Origin of the sequence: Xanthomonas sp. LMG 12462 (assembly GCF_009192885.1) — a bacterium.
GTDB lineage: Bacteria > Pseudomonadota > Gammaproteobacteria > Xanthomonadales > Xanthomonadaceae > Xanthomonas_A > Xanthomonas_A sontii.
In genome coordinates, this window is record NZ_NMPP01000021.1 from 23,205 (window position 1) to 42,735 (window position 19,531).

The window sequence follows — 19,531 nt, forward strand, 5'->3', positions numbered from 1 at the left end:
TTACTCCTCGATGGTTGCCAAGGCCGGCGGCGCATCCGTGCGACGCACTGCGGCCATCAGGTCCTGCATCCGCTCCGTGGTCTCGAAAACGCCGACGCGCGCATAGCGCACGCGTCCTTCGTGGTCCAGCGCCAGCAGCGTCGGCACGTTGCGCGCGCGGAACAGCATCAGTGCGCGGCGGTCGGTCAGCGTGGTCACCGGAAACGTAAAGCCGTGCTCGGCGGCGTAGTGCTGCGCCTGCGCGGGGCTGCACTGGCACACGCCCAGCACCTGCACGTCGGGCTGCTGCGCGGCCAGACGCTGCGCGGCCTGCACCATCTGCGGCGCCGAGCGCTTGCAGTACGGGCAGGTGGTGGTGAAGAAGAACAGGACCTGCCGCTCGGCCGCCGGCTCACCCAGCGTCAGCGGCGCACCGTCCAAGGTGGTAGCGGCGATGCGCGGCACATACATGCCCAAATACGGCTCGGTGGTGCGGGTGACGAACCAGCGCCGTTCCTCGCGCAGACCGCGGTTCTGCCAGGCCAGCACCAGCACCAACGCGCATGCCGCCAGCACCGCCAACCAACTCCAGGGAAACCGCCGTGCCATGCCGTGTGTCCATGTCGCCGTGTTCCCTGCAGGCTGCGCAGCGGTGGCGCACAGGTCAACGCTTTGCGCGCACGCGCAGCGACTGCGTGATCAGGCTGGGGATCGAGTCACGTGCACCGTGGGCGCGCATTCCAGCGGTGTGGCGCACATGTGGTCATGCAGCGCAGGCGCAGGCATTCGCTGACCTTGCCGCGTGCTCGGCGCGTGCAGCGCGAGAACAGCGGCACGGGGGATGCTGCGCGTGGTCGACGCACCGGTGGCGGCACGTCAGTGAGGCCTCCCGAGCGCTGTACGTCGCAGACGGGTCAGGCGGCCTACCCTGCGTTAAGCCGCGCCACGAAGTGGCGCCGGCTTGGATCGATTGTTAGGCAGCAGCCCTTGATCTGCAGTAGGAACGGTTGCCAACCTTCTTGTGTTCAAGCACGCCTTGATCTTCGAGCACCCTGGCGAGGATGGCGAACAGCCAGCCCTTCGGGCCGTACTGCCGTCCTTGCTGCGGCGTGGCGACAAAGTTGAGCTCCAGGGCGTCTTTGACGTGAACCGTGGGAACCCATCGTTCGACGTAGTCCGCCTCACAGCTGCGCACAAAGGCGATGAGCTCATCAGCAGCCGCTTCGATGTGCGCGTGAATTTTCTTCTTATGAGCCACGATAGCCTCGTTCTCCGTGCTGCCTAACACCTGAGTTAATCTACATAGCGAGACGGCATCGTCTTGGACGAATTGTTAGGGTGCACCATTGGGATACCACGCTTCCAAGCCGGTGACTGCCCAGCCGTCTCGGCCGCCAGGACCGCAGCTAGCCACCGAATAGTTGTCATAGTTAATGCTCATTTTACAGTTGAACGCTGGCTCGTTCGCGTAGCGGATCTGCAACAGGTGGACTTCGTCTGGCCCGCATACCACCGGCGTAGCCACACCGCGCACGCTCTTGCCACCGACAACTCTGACCAACTGGTAGTGGCTTCCAACCCGCTGTACGCGCAGGGTGCCGGAGTAGAGCTTTCCGGTGCGACGCTGCTGGCCGATCACGTGGTAGTCCTCATCAACCTGAAATTTGGCAAACTCCGGCTGGACCGGGGTGCAGAGCCCGCGGAAAGCCGGCGGCGGCATAGGTGGCGTACTAGTCGCCATCTGCATCAAGAGCGAAAGAATCATGTGTGTGCCCTAACGCCAGAATTAAGCCGAGCCAATAGACAGATTCGGGCTGAGTGAATTGTTAGCCCTCAACCGCATTGGCTGGGATGATGGCTGCCAATTGCTGCTCAATGTCTAAGCCGTACGCAGCAGCAAGTGCCGCGATGTGCACACCGAAAACTCCCCGAAGCTCGCCGAGTGCACCGATGAAGACCCAGCTAGCGTAGTGACCATGGCTTGAGCCATGACGAACAATGACACCATTGTCTGCTTGCACCGTCTCAAGGAACTTGCGGCACGCAGCCCGCATGGCTGAGAGTGCTTGGGCAATTGAGCCGTCAGGTGGTAGCGAGCCCAACTCATTGGTCAGGAAGCGGCGAATCTCCAAGACGGAGTGAATGCAGTGCTCTGGCAATTCTGCCTCGCTGGGGACATACAGAACACGCCGGTCCTCTAGATATGCAATGACTCGGCGAGCAATAGCCCGATCGCTTTCTGGCGGGTTCCAGGACATGCCGAACACCGGGCTGCTGATGCCTGTAAGGCGACTTGCGATCTCTCGAAATTTCATCACTGTGAACCCTAACACTTGAGCTATGCCGACCCGCGAAGCGGCGTCGGCTCGGACGTATTGTTAAGCGGCACAGCCTCTGAATCAGAGATTCTAAGTGAACAATAGCTGCGCACCGTGATTTCCTGGCAGCCCAGACTGTGCAACTTTTTTCGGCAGGATGTGAGTTCTAACTGCCAGCCAAGCTGCTGCTCCACGAAGGAATCGGCATGCGCCGCACGCCCGCTCAAGCACCGCTTCGACTCGGGAAAGACGATCTCCGCGAGGCTGAGCTTTAACTGCTGCTCCGAAGCGAGAGACGCGACGAGCTCTGCGTGCGAAAGCTCGAAGCGATCCGATGAGCCTCCATCGATCCTGGCCGCCGGCGCAACTTTCGCCGAAACCACGGAGAGCGCGATGCAAGTCGAACCCCATGCGTGTGCGATGTCCATATGCTGACTAACGCCTGAATTAAGCCAAGCCGCGGAGCGGCTTGGGCTTGAATAAATTGTTAGACAGCACCGCGACCAACCTTGTCTGCGTAGATGCGAACAGCGTTGTGATGCTTGTACACAAGGAACGCCATGAGGAGGGACGCCGCAAGGAAAGCCAATGCCGCTATAACGGACATATGCCAGATAAGCGAAACAATGCTAACAAGCAGCAGGAGCATGCCTAGTAGTGCAAACGAAACTGCAACAAGCGAGCCCTTTGGGCTATTGAAGTGCCCGTAGGAATCCTTGCCGCAGAACATGTAGGACTCAACATACTGCCAGGCAACAATCCAAACAGGGATGGCAAAGACAGCCATATAGAGCGCGACGACAAGAGCAGTGCTATCGAGTTTTGTTTGGAGCAGAAGAAGGATGACACCTAGGGAAATGCTCCCCCCACCAATAGCGGAGGAACGCATACGATCTAGAGTACTCTCAGTCAGGCGATCAGTGACAGATTGCATGCCCTTGGAATACAACGAATTGAAGTCAGATTGATCTGTCATGGTGTCTAACACCTGAGTTAAGCCGCGCCGCGAAGCGGCATCGGCTTGAATGAATGTTTGGGCTGTAGTGCAAGGATATGCCAACGCATGGGCTATGCTCCCCAGCACCGCCACCGAGCGTTTAGCATGCCACGGATCGCAGTCTCGGGGCTTACGTCCTCTGCTCGCTTACTGCACGCCGCGATGGCACCCCAGCCTCCGAACCGCCAGCATCACGGCACCTACGCCAACGCCGCACTGATCTGCGCCGCCGCATCGCACACCGCGCGCATCGCCGCCTGCGCGTCGATCGGTTGCGGGCGACGTTCGATGAAGGGCACGGTCAGGGTGTAGCGAGCGACGCCGTGCTGCAGGATCGGCGCGGTGAGGTCGATCACCCCGACCACCGCCTCGCTGGGGTGGATGCTGTATCCCAGCGCGTGCACTTCCTGCGCCGCGGCCAGGAACGCAGCGCGGTCGTAGGCCACCTCGCTGGCATCCAGACGCTGCAGCAACTGCGCCTGCGCATCGGCCGGCTGGAACGCGAACAGCACCAGGCCGGAGGTGGAATGCGCGAACGGGCGGCGGTGGCCGGGGCGCACCACCAGGCCGAGGTCGCTGGGCACGTCCATCTGCGCGATGACCACGATCTGGTCGTCCGACGGCGCCACCAGGTGGCAGGGCTGGCGGATCGCGTCGGCCAGCGCGCGCATCACCGGCAGCGCCACCTCGGTGACGTTCTGCACCCGCGGCTGCTGCATGCCGAGCATGAACAGGCGGTTGGTCAGCGTGTAGCCGCCCTCGCCCGCGGTGCGGGTCAGGTAGCCGCGCTCTTCCAGCACCTGCAGCATGCGGAAGATCTCGCCGCGCGAGCGACCGATGCCCTGCGAGATCTCGCCCATGCTCATCGGCCGCCCGTCGCGCGCCAGCAGCTCCAGGATGTCCAGCCCCTTGTCCAGGGCGGGCGCGCGGTACTTGGGCAAGGGGGTGGTCATTCCGTCGAGGACCCGGCAGCAGGTGAAGAGGACTAGGGTACAGGGAGGCCGCGCCGGCTCGCACCGCCTGGGACCCCGCAGCCCACGCGTCGATGCTGCATCGCAATCCACATATGAACTCAAATTTTATATTTGCATGGCACTCGCCAGCGCAGTACGCTCCGCCAACAATCCGAACGCGACGCGGCACACCTTGGGAGGGGTAGGCGGCAATGCACTACAGCAGCGAATCCGCCACACCGGCGTCCGCCAGTCTCACCCGGACCGCGCTTGCGCCGTTGGTCCTGATCGTCAGCCTGTTCTTCCTCTGGGGCATGGCGAACAACCTCAACGACATCCTGATCAAGCAGTTCAAGAAGGCCTTCGAGCTGAGCGACCTGCAGGCCGGGCTGGTGCAGAGCGCGTTCTACCTGGGTTACTTCGTGTTCGCGATCCCGGCGGCGATGTTCATGCGACGCTACAGCTACAAGGCCGCGGTGGTGCTGGGCCTGCTGCTGTACGCGGTCGGTGCGTTCCTGTTCTACCCCGCCGCGCAGGTGCACACCTACTGGCTGTTCCTGCTGGCGCTGTTCGTCATCGCCAGCGGTCTGGCCTTCCTGGAAACCACCGCCAACCCGCTGGTCACCGTGCTCGGCCCCGCCGAGGGCGCGGCGCGGCGGCTGAACCTGGCGCAGGCGTTCAACCCGCTGGGGTCGATCACCGGCATCCTGGTCGGCCAGCACTTCATCCTCTCCGGCGTGGAGCACACGCCGCAGGAACTGGCGGCGATGGCGCCGGCCGCGCGCGAGGCCTTCTTCGCCACCGAGTCGCTGGCGGTGCAGACGCCGTACCTGATCATCGGCGCGGTGGTGCTGCTGTGGGCGCTGCTGATCGGGCTGACCCGCTTCCCCGCCACCCGCGCCGGTGGCGATGGCGCGCGCGCCGGCGGCTTCGGCCAGTTGCGGCGCAATGGCCGCTTCGTGTTCGCGGTGATCGCGCAGTTCTTCTACGTCGGTGCGCAGGTGGGCATCTGGAGCTACCTGATCCGCTACCTGCAGGACGGCGTGCCCGGCACCCCGGAGAAGACCGCCGCCGATTTCCTCACCCTGTCGCTGGTGCTGTTCATGGCCGGCCGCTTCATCGGCACCGCGCTGCTGCGCTTCCTGGCGCCGGCACGGCTGCTGGGCGTGTTCGCCCTGCTCAACCTGCTGCTGTGCGCGGTGGCGGTGGCGCTGCCGGGCTGGATCGGCCTGTATGCGCTGGTCGCCAGCAGCCTGTTCATGTCGGTGATGTTCCCGACCATCTTCGCCCTGGGCCTGGACGGACTGGACGACGACGCGCGCAAGCTGGGGGCCTCGCTGATCGTCATGGCGATCATCGGCGGTGCCGCGTTGACCGCGGTGATGGGCGCGGTGTCCGACCATGCCGGCATCCACTGGGCGCTGGCGGTGCCTGCGATCGGCTTCGCGGTGATCCTCGGCTTCGCGCTGCATGCGGCGCGAAACCGCGTGGCGCCCCTTCCCTCTGCCCGCGGAGCCTGAACCATGCCGCGCCATTGCTACCTGCTGGACCTGCACGACGACCCGGCGCTGATCGCCGAATACGAACGCTGGCACCGGCCCGACACCGTGTGGCCGGAGATCGTCGCCTCGCTGCGCGCCGCCGGCATCCGCGAGCTGGACATCCACCGCTGCGGCGACCGCCTGGTGATGCTGATGGAGGTGGACGAGGACTATTCGCCCGCCGCCAAGGCCGCTGCCGACGCCGCCGATCCGCGCGTGCAGGCGTGGGAGGAGTTGATGTGGCGCTTCCAGAAACCCTTGCCCGGCTCGGCGCCCGGCGAGAAATGGCGCGAAGCGCTGCAGATCTTTTCCTTGCAGGCGGCGCTGGCCGCGCAGGAGCGCAACGGCACGGGCTGAGGTATTGCGTGGGCGTATGCGTGTGTTGGAAGGCCGGTGCCGAGCGCGCGCGAGACCGGTTGCTCGTCGCGGCTGAAGCCGCTTCTACGGTTGCAGAGAATGCGGCAGGTGCGGTTGCAGAGGTCGCGGCAGGCGCGGCGGATGCTGTGCGACGTTGTGGGAGGGACTTCAGTCCCGACTGCTGCCGAAGCTGGTGCGTGCACAGGTTCGTGCGTCGCGACTGAAGTCGCTCCCACAGCGAGCGATCCAGCGCCGCTGCCGCCGCCGTCGCAGGAGCGGCTTCAGCCGCGACAGATGCACTGGCAACCACCGCAACCGGCGCGCTTCCTTCGGCGGAAGCGCACCAAGGTCGCTGGCGTCAGCCGCCCTGCGCGGCCAGGTCCGCGCTCCAGAACGGGCCATCCGGATACAGGAACTGGGTGACCGAGGCGGCGTGCATCTCGGCCGAGAAGCCCGGCGTGGTCGGCGCCAGATAGCGGCCGTGGACGATCCGAACCGGATCGACGAAGTGCTGGTGCAGGTGATCGACGAACTCGATCGCGCGGTCTTCCATCTTGCCGGTGATGGCGACGAAATCGGCCATCGCCAGGTGTTGCACCAGTTCGCACAGGCCCACGCCGCCGGCATGCGGAAACACGCGCACGCCGAACTTGGCCGCCAGCAGCAGGATCGCCAGGTTCTCGTTGACGCCGCCCACGCGCGCAGCGTCGATCTGGATCAGGTCCACCGCGCCGGCCTGCAGCAACTGCTTGAACACCACCCGGTTCTGGGTGTGCTCGCCGGTGGACACCGGCACCGGGGCGATGCCGCGGCGGATCGCGGCGTGGCCGAGCACGTCGTCGGGGCTGGTCGGCTCCTCGATCCACGCGATGTCGAATTCGGCGAGCTGGCGCATCCAGGCGATCGCCGGGCCGACATCCCAACGCTGGTTGGCGTCCACCGCCATGGCGACGTCCGGGCCGATCGCGGCGCGCGCCAGGCGGCAGCGGCGGATGTCGTCCTCCACGTTGGCGCCGACCTTGAGCTTGATGGTGCGGAAGCCATCGGCCACCGCTTCCTTGGCCAGGCGCACCAGCTTCTCGTCGGAATAGCCGAGCCAGCCGGGCGAGGTGGTGTAGGCCGGATAGCCCTGTTCGAGCAGGGTCTGGATACGCTCGTCGCGCAGCGGTTCGGCATCGCGCAACATGGCCAGCGCCTCGTCCGGGGTCAGCGCGTCGCTGAGGTAGCGGAAGTCGATCGCGGCCACCAGTTGCTCCGGCGACAGCTCGGCGATGAAGCGCCACAGCGGCTTGCCGGCGCGGCGCGCGGCCATGTCCCACGCGGCGTTGACCACGGCGCCGATGGCCATGTGCATCACGCCCTTCTCCGGGCCCAGCCAGCGCAGCTGCGAGTCGTCGGTGAGGCTGCGCGCGAACCCGCCCAGGTCGCCGATCACCGTCTCCACGTCGCGGCCGACCACGTGATGCGCCAGCGCCGCCACCGCCGCGCTCTGCACGTCGTTGCCGCGGCCGATGGTGAAGGCCAGGCCGTAGCCGGCGAGGCCGTCGTCGGCATCGGTACGCAGGCGCAGATAGGCGGCCGAATAATCCGGATCCGGATTCATCGCATCGGAACCGTCCAGTTCGCGCGAGGTGGGGAAACGGACGTCGAAGGTCTCGAGCGCGACGATTTTGCTCATGGGGGTCCTGGTCGGTGAGGCGGTGGGAAAGTCAAAAAAAGCGGTGAAGTAGCCCCTCTCCCCCCCGGGAGAGGGGTTGGGGTGAGGGTGCGGTGGTGCATGGCGGGTACCGACCCTGTGAAACAAGAACGAAGTAACAGCACGTAGCGGTGTCGCTCAATGCGCGAGCGAAAGCCGCACCGGGATGCAATGCGAGGTGGCTTCGCCCCTTACCCTCACCCCAACCCCTCTCCCGAGGGGAGAGGGGCTTTAGGCCGCGTCGCGCGGATGCGCGACCACGGCCTGGCGTTGCTCGCCCAGGCCTTCGATGCACAGCCGCATCACGTCGCCCGGCTTCAGGTACACCTGCGGCTTCTGCCCCAGGCCCACGCCCGGCGGCGTGCCGGTGCTGATCACGTCGCCCGGCAACAGCGTCATGTAGCGGCTGATGTGGCTGACCAGCTCGGCCACGCCGAACACCATCGTGCGGGTGCTGCCGTTCTGGTAGCGGTGACCGTTGACCTCCAGCCACATCGACAGGTTCTGCGGATCCGGCACCTCGTCGGCGGTGACCAGCCACGGGCCGATCGGGCCGAAGCCGTCGCAGCTCTTGCCCTTCACCCACTGCCCGCCGTGCTCGAGCTGGAACGCGCGCTCGGACAGGTCGTTGATCACCGCATAGCCGGCGACATGCGACAGCGCCTCGTCCACCGACACATCGCGCGCGGTATCGCCGATCACCACGCCCAGCTCCACTTCCCAGTCGGTCTTGAGCGAACCGCGCGGGATCGTCACGGTGTCGTTGGGGCCGCTGATCGCGCTGGTGGCCTTCATGAACAGCACCGGCATCTCCGGCACCGCCATGCCCGACTCGGCGGCGTGGTCGGCGTAGTTCAAGCCGACGCAGATGAACTTGCCGACGCGGCCCACGGCGGCGCCGTAGCGCACTTCGCCATCCACCTGCGGCAGCGTGGTCGGATCGAGCGCGCGCAGCCTGGCCAGGCCGGCGGCGGTGAGATGCTCGCCGGCGACGTCGTCGATCACCGCCGAAAGATCGCGCAAGTGGCCGTCGGCATCGAGCAGGGCCGGGCGTTCGTGGCCGGGTTCGCCGTAACGCAGCAGTTTCATGGGAAGTCCTCTGTCAGGAAGGGGAAGGCGCGGTCAGTTCGACCAGCCGCCGTCGATGATGTGGGTCTGGCCGGTCGTGAACGAGGAGTCGTCCGAGGCCAGGTACACCACCAGTTGCGCGATCTCGCGCGGGTCGCCCAGGCGGCCCATCGGCTGGCGGTCGGTGAAGCTCTTCCACACCGCCTGCTCGTCGCCACCCAGCGCCTTGACCCGCTCGCCCAGCGACGGCGTCTTGATCGTGCCGGGGCAGATCGCGTTGCAGCGGATGCCCTTGGCCACGTAGTCGGCGGCGATGGCCTTGCTCAGGCCGATCACCGCCGCCTTGGTCACGCCGTAGGCGAAGCGATTGGGCACGCCCTTGATGCTGGACGCCACCGAGGACATGTTGACGATGCTGCCGCGGCCCTGCGCGAGCATGCCCGGCAGCACCGCCTGGCACAGGTAGTACATCGCGTCGACGTTGATCGCGAACGAGCGCTTCCAGGCCGGCGCGTCGCAATCGAGGATGCTGCCCTGGTGCACGTAGCCGGCGCAGTTGAACAGCACGTCGAAGGTCGGCTGCGCCGCCACCAGCGCCTGGATCGCGGCGGGATCGGTGACGTCCAGCGTCTGCGTGACGATGCCGTCGGCCTCGGCGGCCAGCACCTGCAGCGCGGCGGCATCGATGTCGGTGGCCAGCACCTGCGCGCCTTCGCGGGCGCAGGCCAGCGCGCTCTCGCGGCCGATGCCGGCGCCGGCGGCGGTGATCAGGCAGCGCTTGCCTTGCAGACGGCCGCTCATGCGCGGCTCCCGGAAACGGACGCGAACGTGGTCATGGGGCGGGACTCCAGGTGGGGGAGGAAGCAATCGGATCGGACAGGCGATAGACGCGCCGCGCAGTGCCGGCGAACACCGCCTCGGCGTCATCGACGGCGTGCTGCGCGACCCAGGCCTGCACCAGCGCCATCCACGCGGCGTAGTCGGCGCGCTGGGTCAGCACCGGCCAGTCGCTGCCCCACAGCAGCCGCTGCGCGCCGAAGCAGGCGAACAGGTGCGCCACGTAGGGGGCAAGCGCAGGATCGTCGATGACGGCGCCGGCCGGCAGTTCGGTGAGCAGGCCGGACAGCTTGCACACCACGTTGGGGTGCTGCGCCAGTTGCGCCACGCCGTCGGCCCAGGCCTGGAAATCGGCCCCGCCGATGGACGGCTTGGCGGCGTGGTCCAGCACCACGCGCAAGTGAGGGTGACGCTGCAGCCGTGCCAGCAGCGCCGGCAGGTGCAGCGGACGCACCAGTGCGTCGAACGCCAGATCGTGCTGCAGCAGCGCGTCGAACGCCGCATCCAGCTGCGGCCGCGCCAACCACTGCGGATCGGCCAGGTCCTGCACCATCGGCCGCAGCCCCTTGAGCAGGCCGGCGCCGTCGGCGCACAGCGCGGCGATGCGCGCGGCGACGTCGGCCGCCTCGAACTCCACCCAGCCGACCACGCCGACGATGCGCGGCTCGGCCCGCGCCAACTGCAGCAGATAGCGCGTTTCCGCCTCGCTCTGCGCCGCCTGCACCGCCACCAGCGCGGTCACGCCCTGCGCGTCCAGCGTCGCGGCCAGGTCCTCGGGCAGGTAATCGCGGTACAGCACGCCCAGGTCCGGGGTCAGCCAGGCATAGTCGCCACGCGCCAGGCGCCAGAAATGCACATGGGCGTCGATGACCTTCACGGCGTCGGCACCGGCGCGCGCAGCAGGTCGTCGTCGCGCAGTTGTTGCCACAGCGCCGCGGGAATCGCCGCGCGCAGGCGCGTGGCGGCGCTGGCCACTTCCACCGGCGTGCGCATGCCGGCGACCACCGCACTCACCGCCGGATGGGCGAGCGGGAACTGCAGCGCCGCCGCGCCCACGTCCACGCCGTGCGCGGCGCAGGCCGCGAACAGGCGCTGCGCGTGCTGCAGCGTGGCCGGATCCACCGGTGCGTAGTTGTAGGTCTCGCCCGGCCCGCGCGCATCGCTCAGCAGGCCGGAACTGTACGGCCCGGCCACCAGGATGCCGACCTGCCGCTGCAGCGCCTGCGCCATGATCCGCTGCGCGGCGTGCTGTTCGAGCAGCGTGTAGCGGCCGGCCAGCATCACGCAGTCGAGCGGGAACAGCGGCATCAGTTCCACCGCCACGTCTTCCTCGTTGACGCCGATGCCGATCGCCCGGCACGCGCCCTGTGCCTTCAGCGCGGCCATCGTCGGCAGCGCTTCGTCCAGCGCCTGTCGCAGCATCGCCGGATGGCGCTCGCCGTGGGTCAGGCGGCCGATGTCGTGCAGCAGCAGCACATCGATGTGATCGGTGCCGAGCCGCTGCAGGCTGCTCTCGAAGGCACGCAGCACGCCGTCGCGGCTGTAGTCGAATTCGGCGCGGCGCCCGGCCACGGCGAAGCCCTCGCGCCCAGGCGCGGCCGCGGCATCGTCGTAGACGCAGCGGCCGACCTTGGTCGAGAGCGTGTAGCTGGCGCGCGGCAGCCCGCGCAGGCCCTGCCCCAGGCGTTGCTCGCTCAGCCCGTAGCCGTAGTACGGCGCGGTGTCGAAATGGCGGATGCCGGCGGCATAGGCATCGGCCACCGCGGCCAGCGCCACCGCATCGTCCACCTCGGCGTACAGATTGCCGATCGGCGCGGCGCCGAAGCCCAGGGTGGACAGCTGCACGCCACTGCGGCCCAGCGCGCGCGGCGCCAGGGCGACGTCGGCGGCGACAGCGCTCAGCGCCATGCGTGCACGCCCGGCATGACGGCCACAGCGGATCGCCCACGGACGCGCGAGGGACGGGAATTGCTGGGGTTACGCATGGCACGCCTCTGCCCGGGATCGGGCGCGATGAAGGAAGGCCGCAGCATGCACGCCCAGGGCGGCGATGGGCACGGCGACTGTTCGCATATGAATATAGCAATCACAAGTGAACAATCAACCTGCAGCGCAGCAATTCCGCTCGGCGCCGGCCGAGCCAGCCGGCGCATGGCGGGGCCGACGTCCGCCCGATGGCACTCGGTGCGCCGCTGGATTCCGCGGCGTCGGTGGCGGCGCATGCCGCTGGCACGCCGAGGACAGTGGGACGGCGCGAGGACGCGATCGACAGGTCCCTTCGCGTCGTGCGCGTCTGGCTGCTTCGCTCGGGTCGGCGGACTCAGCGCGCAGCCGGCCGCGTACCGAAGGCCAGGCGGGTCGCCTTGCGGTCGAACTGCAGCGCCACGCGCATGCGCCCCTCGGTCATCGGCCGCACGATCCAGCGCACCTGCGCCTTGCCGAAGCCGGACGTCACCACCGGAATGGCAAGGAACCCGCTCGGTCCCGGCCCGACGCAGTACCAGAACGCATCGGCGGTCTGCAGCGCGGCATCCGGCGCGATCGAATACACGTGGCTGTAGCTACCCTCAATGGTCTGCTTGGATCGCTTGACCACGGTCAGGTCGCTTCCACGCAACGGCCCGTGCTCACCCGGAAACGCCTGCTGGCGAAACGAAGCCTCAGCAGGTCCGTCACCTGGCGGCGACCCATGCGATACAGCGCGCCGATCGACAGGGCGGCGCTACCGAGGAAGACGATCGCGATCACCGCACTGATCGCGTCCGGCAGCCACATCAAGCGTCGCTGCCCATGGCTGCGCAGGTGCCGCACGCATCTGCCTGCCGCGCAGGCGGCTGCGTGCGGTCATCAGCACCAAGCACCAGCGCCCGCAGCGCCTCCGGCCGCTGCAGCAACGGCAGCGGCGTGTGCGGCTGCAAAGCCGCCGGCAAGGTGTAGCCCCAGGCCACGCCGGCAAACGCAATGCCGGCCTGGCGCGCGGCCTCGGCATCGCGGATCTCGTCGCCCACGCACAGCGCCCGCGCGGCGGGAACGCCGCAGGCACGCAGGCTGGCGCGCAACTTGCGGCGCTTGCCCAGCACCGCCGCGCCGCAACGCACGTCGCGGAACTGCGCGAGCAGCGCCGGGCCGAGCACGCGCGCGACGTTGGCGTGGCTGTTGGACGTGACCAGGGCCAGCTGCACGCCGGCCTGCGCCAACTGCGCGAGCAACTCGGCGACGCCGTCGAACAGCGCGATGCGCTCGATCTGCACGCTCATCAGCGTGCGCATGCGTTGCGCCACCGCCGGCACCCGCCACCAGCGCAGGCCGCTGCGCGCCATCAGCTCGCGGGCACTCAGGCTGCGGATCTCATCCAGCCGCGCCACGTCGAAGCGGCGGAAGCCGAATTCGTCGGCGACGCCGTTGATGGTCGCCAGGAACCAGGGAAACGAGTCGGCCAGGGTGCCGTCGAAATCGAAGATGACCAGATCGTAGCGGTGCATGCGGCGCCAGCATGCCGGAGCGCTGGAGTCGGCGCCAGCGGCGGGCGTGCCAATCGCGATGGCAAGGCGCACGCATCGGCCCGCCTTTCATCCGTCCTTGGCATGCGCTTCACCCGCACGCGCTGCCATGGCGCGCACGCTGGAACGCCATCGCAAGGAGAGGCTCATGCACATGCAATCCCCCAATCCTGGCCAGGACCCGCGGCAGCCACCGAACGAGGTGCCGGGCCAGGTGCCGAATCCGGGCGTGGATCCGACCCCGGACCGCCCGATCGATCCGATCCCCGATCAGCCGACCGATCCGACCATCCCGCCGATCCAGGACCCGGTCGGCGACGTCGACTCCCCGGTGCCGGGTCCGCGTGGGCCCACGCAGTACGTCTGAATCCTTCGCCGTTGCCGGGAGTGCGCGCCGGCTCGGCCGCAGCGGCGTTTGAACGACGGCGAGCGGCCTTTCGCGAGAGCGCCCGGCGCGGCGGAAGCCGCTCCCACAGGGAAGGGGCAGGACACCTTGTGGGAAAGGCGCCCTTGCGGGAGGGACTTCAGTCCCGACGACGGAAGGTGTCCGTCGGCTTTCGGTTTCGCGTGTCGCAGCGGCATCACCGCTGACGCCCACCAGGTTCGGTGCGGCGGCTGGCGACTGCCGCCTTCGGCAGTCGCCTCGCACAGGGAAGGGGCAGGACACCCTTGTTGGAAAGGCACCCTTGTGGGAGGGACTTCAGTCCCGACGACGGAAGGTGTCCATCGGCTTTCGGTTTCGATTGTCTCGGCTGCATCACCGTTGACGCCCACCAGGTTCGGTGCGGCGACTGCCGCCTTCGGCAGTCGCAGCGACGAAGAACGCCTCGGCCGGCAAATGCAAAGGAGCAGACGCAGCTCCCGGCCGCACTGCGCGGCCGCCTCAACGAATCCGGAACCCCATCGTCGCCTCCACCGCCTGCTGCCAACCGGCATACAGCGCTTCGCGGCGCTCGGCCGGCATGTCCGGCTCGAAGCGGCGGTCCACCGCCCACTGCTGGGCGATCTCCGCACGGTCCTTCCAGAAGCCGGTGGCCAGGCCGGCCAGGTAGGCCGCACCGAGCGCGGTGGTCTCGGCCACCTCCGGGCGCAGCACCGGCACGTCCAGGATGTCGCTCTGGAATTGCGCCATGAAGTCGTTGGCGATGGCGCCGCCGTCGGCGCGCAGTTCCTTCAGTTCGATGCCCGAATCGACCTGCATCGCGGTCAGCACGTCGCGCGTCTGGTACGCCATCGACTCGATCGCGGCGCGGATGAAGTGTTCCTTGGTGGTGCCGCGGGTCAGGCCGAACACCGCGCCACGGATGTCGCTGCGCCAGTACGGCGCGCCCAGGCCGACGAAGGCCGGCACGAAGTACACGCCGTCGTTGTCGCCGGCACGCTCGGCGTAGGCCTGCGAGTCGCTGGCCTTGCCGAGCATGCGCAGGCCGTCGCGCAGCCACTGCACCACCGAACCGGCGACGAAGATCGCGCCCTCCAGCGCGTATTCGACCTTGCCGTCCACGCCCCAGGCGATGGTGGTGAGCAAGCCGTTCTTCGACGCCACCGCCTTCTCGCCGGTATTCATCAGCATGAAGCAACCGGTGCCGTAGGTGTTCTTGGCCATGCCCGGTTCGAAGCAGGCCTGGCCGAACAGCGCCGCCTGCTGGTCGCCGGCAATACCCGCGATCGGCACCGCATGCCCGTAGAAATACTGGCCCTGGGTGTTGCCGTAGATCTCGCTGGACGAGCGCACCTCCGGCAGCATCGAGGCCGGGATGTCGAGCAGTTGCAGCAGTTCCTCGTCCCAGCGCAGTTCGTGGATGTTGTACAGCAGCGTGCGCGAGGCGTTGGTGTAGTCGGTGACGTGGACCTTGCCGCCGGTGAGGTTCCAGATCAGCCAGCTGTCGATGGTGCCGAAGGCCAGTTCGCCGCGCTGCGCGCGTTCGCGTGCACCTTCGACGTGATCGAGGATCCACTTGACCTTGGTGCCGGAGAAGTATGCATCGATCAGCAGGCCGGTCTTGGCCCGCACCATGTCCTCGTGGCCGTCGGCCTTGAGCTGGTCGCAGATGTCCTTGGTCTGCCGCGACTGCCAGACGATGGCGTTGTAGATCGGCTGGCCGGTGGCGCGGTCCCATACCACCGCGGTCTCACGCTGGTTGGTGATGCCGATGCCGGCGATCGCGCTGGCATCCACCTGGTGGTTGTTGAGCAGTTCGGTGATCGTGGTGTAGACGCTGGTCATGATCTCGCGCGGGTTGTGCTCGACCCAGCCCGGCTGCGGGAAGATCTGCGAGAACTCGCGCTGGGCCATGCCGACGATGCGGCCCTGGCGGTCGAACAGGATCGCGCGCGAACTGGTGGTGCCCTGGTCGATGGCCAGGATGAACTGCTTTTCCATCGGAGACTCCTGCGGGATGCACGCCGCGCGCACGGGCGCGGCGCCAACGGGGAATTAGAGGCGCGCACGCCGCGCGCGGAAACGAACGCGCTGCCGGTGCGCTAGCCGCGGCGCGCAGCGGCCTGTTCTTCTTCCAGCGCTTTCACCCGCGCCGGCAGGAACGGATAGATCAGCCACTGGTAGGCGGCACCGCCGATCACGCCGCCGATCAGCGGGCCGACGATCGGGATCCACCAGTAGTTGTCGGCCGACGGCAGCGCCGAGGAGCCCCAGCCGGCGACGTAGGCGAACAGGCGCGGGCCGAAGTCGCGCGCCGGATTGATCGCCCAGGCTTCGAGATAACCCATCGAGGCGCCGATGGTGGCCACCAGCAGGCCGATGATCAGCGCACCGGAATTGGCGGTGGGCGCGGCCTCGTTGTAGCGCTCGGTGATGGCGAAGATGCCGAAGATCAGGAACGCGGTCAGGATCACCTGGTCGCGCAGCGCGTGCATCGGCGTGATCGCCAGGCCCGGCGCGGTGAAGAACACCCCGGCCGCGCCGCCGCCGGCGCGGGTGAGATGCTGGGCCTGGTTGTAGTGGTCGATCACTGGCGCGAACAGCAGGTAGACGATCCACGCGCCGAGGAACGCGCCGATCACCTGGGCCACCCAGTACGGCAGCACCTTGGGCCAGGGAAAGCCGCGGTACAGCGCCAGCGCCAGGGTCACCGCCGGATTGGCGTGAGTACCGGACACCGAGCCGGTGACGTAGATGGCGATGGTCACCGCCAGACCCCAGGCGATGCACACGCCCCAGTAGGCGTGCTGGTACGGGCTGGGGTCGTAGAGCACGTACATGCACGCCACCGAACAGCCGAAGGCGATGATGATCAGCATCGCAATCGCTTCGGAAATCAGTTCGCCCACCAGTTGCCGGCTCATGCCCATGCCTCCCGGACTGCCGTCGTTGCCGCTGTCGATCCACCCATGCCTGCCACCCTCCACGGTTGCGTCCAGGTTCGTGCGCCGCGGCGGGTGCCGGGCGCAGCGCGATTGTGCACGCGCCGCCGCGGCCCGAACCGGGCCGACGGCAGCGTTTCGATCATGCCGGTGCCGCGGCCAGGGTGGCCGGCGCCTGTTGCAGGTAGGCGACCAGGCGCTGGCGTCCGGCGGCGTCCACGCGCAGGCCGAGCTTGCTGCGGCGCCACAGCAGGTCCTCGGCCTCCACCACCCACTCGTGCTGGCGCAGGTAGTCGACCTCGGCCTGGTACAGGTCGGCGCCGAAGTGCTGGCCCAGGTCCTGCAGCGAGGCGGCGTCGCCCAGCAGCGTGTCCGCGCGGGTGCCGTAGTTGCGCGCCAGCCGCTGCGCGGTTGCCTCGGCCAGCCACGGCCGCGCCGCGCGCAGCTCGCGCGCCAGCGTGGCGATGTCGCTGCGCTCGCCGCCCGGCAGCGGCGCACCCTGCGCGGTCCAGGCCGGCGCCTTGCGCCCGGCATGCGCGGTCAGCCGGTCCACCGCCTCCTCGGCCAGCTTGCGGTAGGTGGTGAGCTTGCCGCCGAACACGTTGAGCAGGGCCGCACCGTCGCGCGTGTCCAGTTCCAGCAGGTAGTCGCGGGTGACCTCGGCGGCGTTGTCCTCCTCGTCGTCGAGCAGCGGGCGCACGCCGCTGTAGCTCCACACCACGTCGTCCGGGGCGATCTGCTTGCGGAAGTAGCGGTTGGCCGCCTCGCACAGATAGCGCGTCTCCTCGCCGTCGATGCGCGGTGCGGCCGGGTCGGCGTGGTAGTCGACGTCGGTGGTGCCGATCAGGGTGTAGTCCTGCTCGTACGGAATGGCGAAAACGATGCGCCGGTCCGGCTGCTGGAAGATGTAGGCATGGTCGTGTTCGAACAGCCGCGGCACCACGATGTGGCTGCCCTTGACCAGGCGCAGCGCGTGGTCGTGGCCGACGTGCGCCACCTCGTCCAGGAACTGCACCGCCCACGGTCCGGCGGCGTTGACCAGCGACCGCGCGCGCAGTTCCTCGCGACGGCCGTCTGCATGCTGCAACTGCACCTGCCACAGGCCATCGACCCGGCGCGCGCCGACGCAGCGGGTGCGGGTGAGGATGCGCGCGCCGCGCTGGGCGGCGTCCATCGCATTGAGTACCACCAGCCGCGCGTCCTGCACCCAGGCGTCGGAATAGACGAAGCCGGTGCGGAACTCCTCGCGCAGCGGCGCGCCCACCGGATGCGTGCGCAGCGCCAGGCGTCGCGACCCCGGCAGGGTGCGGCGGCCGCGGCCCAGGTGGTCGTACAGGAACAGGCCGGTGCGGATCATCCATGCCGGGCGCAGGTGCGGCTGGTGCGGCAGCAGGAAGCGCAGCGGCCAGATGATGTGCGGGGCCAGCCGCAGCAGCACCTCGCGCTCGGCCAGGGCCTTGCCGACCAGGGCGAACTCGTACTGCTCCAGGTAGCGCAGGCCGCCATGGATCAGCTTGGTGCTGGCGCTTGAAGTATGCGCGGCCAGGTCGTCGCGCTCGCACAGGCACACCGATAGGCCGCGGCCCACCGCGTCGCGGGCGATGCCCACGCCGTTGATGCCGCCACCGACCACCAGCACATCGTAGGTCTCACGCATAGCCGACTCCGGAAGTGTCGTGTCCGGCTCGGCAACAGTGGCCGAGCGCAGAACTGAGGACGAAAAGATCGTAAACGAACATTTCCGAACATATCACGCTGCACTGCAGCGTGGCGTCGACGGCATCCTGCAAACCGACCGTAACCGGCCAGCGGCTTAGCTCAGAGCCAGACGGGCGGGCGCGCGGGGCCGCTGCGGCGCGATGACCGCGCCACATCACGCAACATTAACGAAACAATCCGAACAAACGCCCTGTGTGCCACCCCGGCGGCGGCAGGGCCGGCCTCGTTCAGTCCGCGGCCGCGTCCAGCGCCGGCGCGCCCTGGTCGGCCGCCTCGCCCTCGGCGACGAACACGCGGGTGCCGGCCGCCTCCAGCACCGCGGCCAGCTCGGCCGGCGGCGCGCGGTCGGTGAACCAGGCGTGCACCCGCCCGATCGGTCCCAGCCGGACCATAGCGTTGCGGCCGAGCTTGCTGTGGTCGGCAGCCAGGAACACCTGCCGCGAGTGCTCGATGATCGCCTGCGCCACCCGCACCTCGTGGAAGTCGAAATCCAGCAGGGTGCCGTCCGGATCGATGCCGGAGATGCCGATCACGCCGAAATCCACCTTGAACTGGCGGATCAGCTCGATGGTGGCCTCGCCGGTGACGCCCTGGTCGCGGCCGCGCACGCGCCCGCCGGCCACCATCACCTCGAAGCTGGGGTTGGCGCTCATCATCACCGCGACGTTGAGGTTGTTGGTGATCACGCGCAGGCCGCTGTGGCCCATCAGCGCGCGCGCCACGTCCTCGTTGGTGGTGCCGATGTTGATGAACAGCGAGGCGTCATCGGGAATGTGCTGCGCCAGCAGCGTGGCGATGCGCCGCTTCTCCTGGGCCTGCAGCGACTTGCGCGCCGTGTAGGCCAGGTTTTCCACGCTGGACGGCAGGCTCACCCCGCCGTGGTAGCGGCGTAGCACCCCGGCCTCGCACAGCAGGGTCAGGTCGCGGCGGATGGTCTGCGGCGTCACCTCGAAGCGCGCCGCCAGCCCTTCCACCTCGGCATAGCCCTGCTGGCGCACCAGCGCCACCAGTTGCTCCTGGCGCGGATTCAGCGCGGACACCGCGCTCGGCTTGGGAATCGAATGGTCCATGCGCCGATGATGGCGCATGCGCCCGCGGATGCAACCGCGCCGCGTGCACACCCTCGGTGAACCGCAGCCATGGCCCAGGCCTGCGCGGTCTACGCGCCGATGCGGGCCAGCGCCTAGACTAGCGCCCCTCGCCGGGCCTCCCGCACTCCCACACCCGCCATGCTCAACAACG

22 protein-coding genes are annotated in these 19,531 nt (G+C 68.1%); 3 read left to right on the plus strand and 19 right to left on the minus strand.

Features of this window, described 5'->3' with window-relative positions; all coding sequences use genetic code 11:
• From CEK69_RS06730 to CEK69_RS06760, 7 genes are all read right to left on the minus strand, one after another.
• On the minus strand, positions 1-561 hold the full coding sequence (locus CEK69_RS06730) for a TlpA disulfide reductase family protein (RefSeq protein ID WP_173003435.1): 561 nt from the start codon (positions 559-561) through the stop codon (positions 1-3).
• Between the two features lie 391 nt (positions 562-952).
• Positions 953-1,237, minus strand: coding sequence for a hypothetical protein (locus CEK69_RS06735; protein ID WP_226975067.1), 285 nt, complete (start codon positions 1,235-1,237; stop codon positions 953-955).
• 75 nt (positions 1,238-1,312) lie between these two features.
• On the minus strand, positions 1,313-1,744 hold the full coding sequence (locus CEK69_RS06740) for a hypothetical protein (protein WP_152244598.1): 432 nt from the start codon (positions 1,742-1,744) through the stop codon (positions 1,313-1,315).
• Between the two features lie 61 nt (positions 1,745-1,805).
• On the minus strand, positions 1,806-2,294 hold the full coding sequence (locus tag CEK69_RS06745) for a DUF6650 family protein (protein WP_152244600.1): 489 nt from the start codon (positions 2,292-2,294) through the stop codon (positions 1,806-1,808).
• A 23-nt stretch (positions 2,295-2,317) separates the two neighbouring features.
• A complete protein-coding gene (locus tag CEK69_RS06750; protein WP_152244602.1) occupies positions 2,318-2,725 on the minus strand; it encodes a hypothetical protein in 408 nt (135 codons plus the stop codon).
• Positions 2,726-2,784: 59 nt separating this feature from the next.
• Positions 2,785-3,273 carry a hypothetical protein gene (locus CEK69_RS06755; protein ID WP_152244604.1) on the minus strand — a complete coding sequence of 163 codons (489 nt, stop codon included), beginning with the start codon at positions 3,271-3,273 and terminating at the stop codon, positions 2,785-2,787.
• A gap of 221 nt (positions 3,274-3,494) precedes the next feature.
• The gene (locus CEK69_RS06760) at positions 3,495-4,247 is read right to left on the minus strand and encodes an IclR family transcriptional regulator (RefSeq protein ID WP_017910861.1); all 753 of its coding nucleotides are present in this window, start codon (positions 4,245-4,247) and stop codon (positions 3,495-3,497) included.
• Positions 4,248-4,459: 212 nt separating this feature from the next.
• Between CEK69_RS06760 and fucP the strand changes: the two genes are divergently transcribed.
• Together fucP and CEK69_RS06770 are read left to right on the plus strand one after the other, a co-directional pair.
• Positions 4,460-5,767 (plus strand): L-fucose:H+ symporter permease, encoded by a 1,308-nt coding sequence (gene fucP / locus CEK69_RS06765; protein WP_017911550.1) that lies wholly within the window; start codon positions 4,460-4,462, stop codon positions 5,765-5,767.
• A 3-nt stretch (positions 5,768-5,770) separates the two neighbouring features.
• Entirely contained in the window at positions 5,771-6,145 is a 375-nt protein-coding gene (locus tag CEK69_RS06770; protein WP_017910859.1) for an L-rhamnose mutarotase, read from the plus strand.
• Positions 6,146-6,503: 358 nt separating this feature from the next.
• Here the strand turns inward: CEK69_RS06770 and CEK69_RS06775 are convergent, their stop codons facing one another.
• The 8 genes from CEK69_RS06775 to CEK69_RS06805 all read right to left on the minus strand — a co-directional run bounded on the left by CEK69_RS06775 (position 6,504) and on the right by CEK69_RS06805 (position 13,228).
• Positions 6,504-7,823 carry an L-fuconate dehydratase gene (locus CEK69_RS06775; RefSeq protein WP_017910858.1) on the minus strand — a complete coding sequence of 440 codons (1,320 nt, stop codon included), beginning with the start codon at positions 7,821-7,823 and terminating at the stop codon, positions 6,504-6,506.
• Between the two features lie 249 nt (positions 7,824-8,072).
• Entirely contained in the window at positions 8,073-8,930 is an 858-nt protein-coding gene (locus tag CEK69_RS06780) for a fumarylacetoacetate hydrolase family protein (RefSeq protein ID WP_152244606.1), read from the minus strand.
• A gap of 33 nt (positions 8,931-8,963) precedes the next feature.
• Positions 8,964-9,710 (minus strand): SDR family oxidoreductase, encoded by a 747-nt coding sequence (locus CEK69_RS06785; protein ID WP_152238678.1) that lies wholly within the window; start codon positions 9,708-9,710, stop codon positions 8,964-8,966.
• A gap of 31 nt (positions 9,711-9,741) precedes the next feature.
• Positions 9,742-10,623 carry an amidohydrolase family protein gene (locus CEK69_RS06790; RefSeq protein ID WP_152244608.1) on the minus strand — a complete coding sequence of 294 codons (882 nt, stop codon included), beginning with the start codon at positions 10,621-10,623 and terminating at the stop codon, positions 9,742-9,744.
• On the minus strand, positions 10,620-11,654 hold the full coding sequence (locus tag CEK69_RS06795) for an aldo/keto reductase (protein ID WP_152244610.1): 1,035 nt from the start codon (positions 11,652-11,654) through the stop codon (positions 10,620-10,622). Before CEK69_RS06795 ends, CEK69_RS06790 begins: the two co-directional genes overlap by 4 nt.
• Positions 11,655-12,066: 412 nt before the next feature.
• On the minus strand, positions 12,067-12,342 hold the full coding sequence (locus CEK69_RS21230) for a hypothetical protein (RefSeq protein ID WP_226975068.1): 276 nt from the start codon (positions 12,340-12,342) through the stop codon (positions 12,067-12,069).
• 2 nt (positions 12,343-12,344) lie between these two features.
• Positions 12,345-12,521 carry a hypothetical protein gene (locus CEK69_RS21235; protein ID WP_226975069.1) on the minus strand — a complete coding sequence of 59 codons (177 nt, stop codon included), beginning with the start codon at positions 12,519-12,521 and terminating at the stop codon, positions 12,345-12,347.
• The gene (locus tag CEK69_RS06805) at positions 12,521-13,228 is read right to left on the minus strand and encodes an HAD hydrolase-like protein (protein ID WP_152244612.1); all 708 of its coding nucleotides are present in this window, start codon (positions 13,226-13,228) and stop codon (positions 12,521-12,523) included. The genes CEK69_RS21235 and CEK69_RS06805 overlap by 1 nt, the downstream gene beginning before the upstream one ends.
• Positions 13,229-13,394: 166 nt before the next feature.
• Here CEK69_RS06805 and CEK69_RS06810 point away from each other — a divergent pair, with 166 nt between their 5' ends.
• Positions 13,395-13,613: a hypothetical protein gene (locus CEK69_RS06810; protein WP_226975070.1), complete on the plus strand. Its 219-nt coding sequence runs from the start codon at positions 13,395-13,397 to the stop codon at positions 13,611-13,613.
• Between the two features lie 516 nt (positions 13,614-14,129).
• On the opposite strand, the gene glpK is transcribed toward CEK69_RS06810, so the two are convergent.
• The 4 genes from glpK to CEK69_RS06830 all read right to left on the minus strand — a co-directional run bounded on the left by glpK (position 14,130) and on the right by CEK69_RS06830 (position 19,377).
• Positions 14,130-15,629, minus strand: coding sequence for a glycerol kinase GlpK (gene glpK, locus CEK69_RS06815; RefSeq protein ID WP_019800732.1), 1,500 nt, complete (start codon positions 15,627-15,629; stop codon positions 14,130-14,132).
• 101 nt (positions 15,630-15,730) lie between these two features.
• Positions 15,731-16,552 carry an MIP/aquaporin family protein gene (locus tag CEK69_RS06820; RefSeq protein WP_017916383.1) on the minus strand — a complete coding sequence of 274 codons (822 nt, stop codon included), beginning with the start codon at positions 16,550-16,552 and terminating at the stop codon, positions 15,731-15,733.
• A 160-nt stretch (positions 16,553-16,712) separates the two neighbouring features.
• Positions 16,713-18,227: a glycerol-3-phosphate dehydrogenase gene (gene glpD / locus CEK69_RS06825; protein WP_152244616.1), complete on the minus strand. Its 1,515-nt coding sequence runs from the start codon at positions 18,225-18,227 to the stop codon at positions 16,713-16,715.
• Between the two features lie 289 nt (positions 18,228-18,516).
• Positions 18,517-19,377 carry a DeoR family transcriptional regulator gene (locus CEK69_RS06830; RefSeq protein ID WP_343195287.1) on the minus strand — a complete coding sequence of 287 codons (861 nt, stop codon included), beginning with the start codon at positions 19,375-19,377 and terminating at the stop codon, positions 18,517-18,519.
• Between the last annotated feature and the right edge of the window lie 154 nt (positions 19,378-19,531).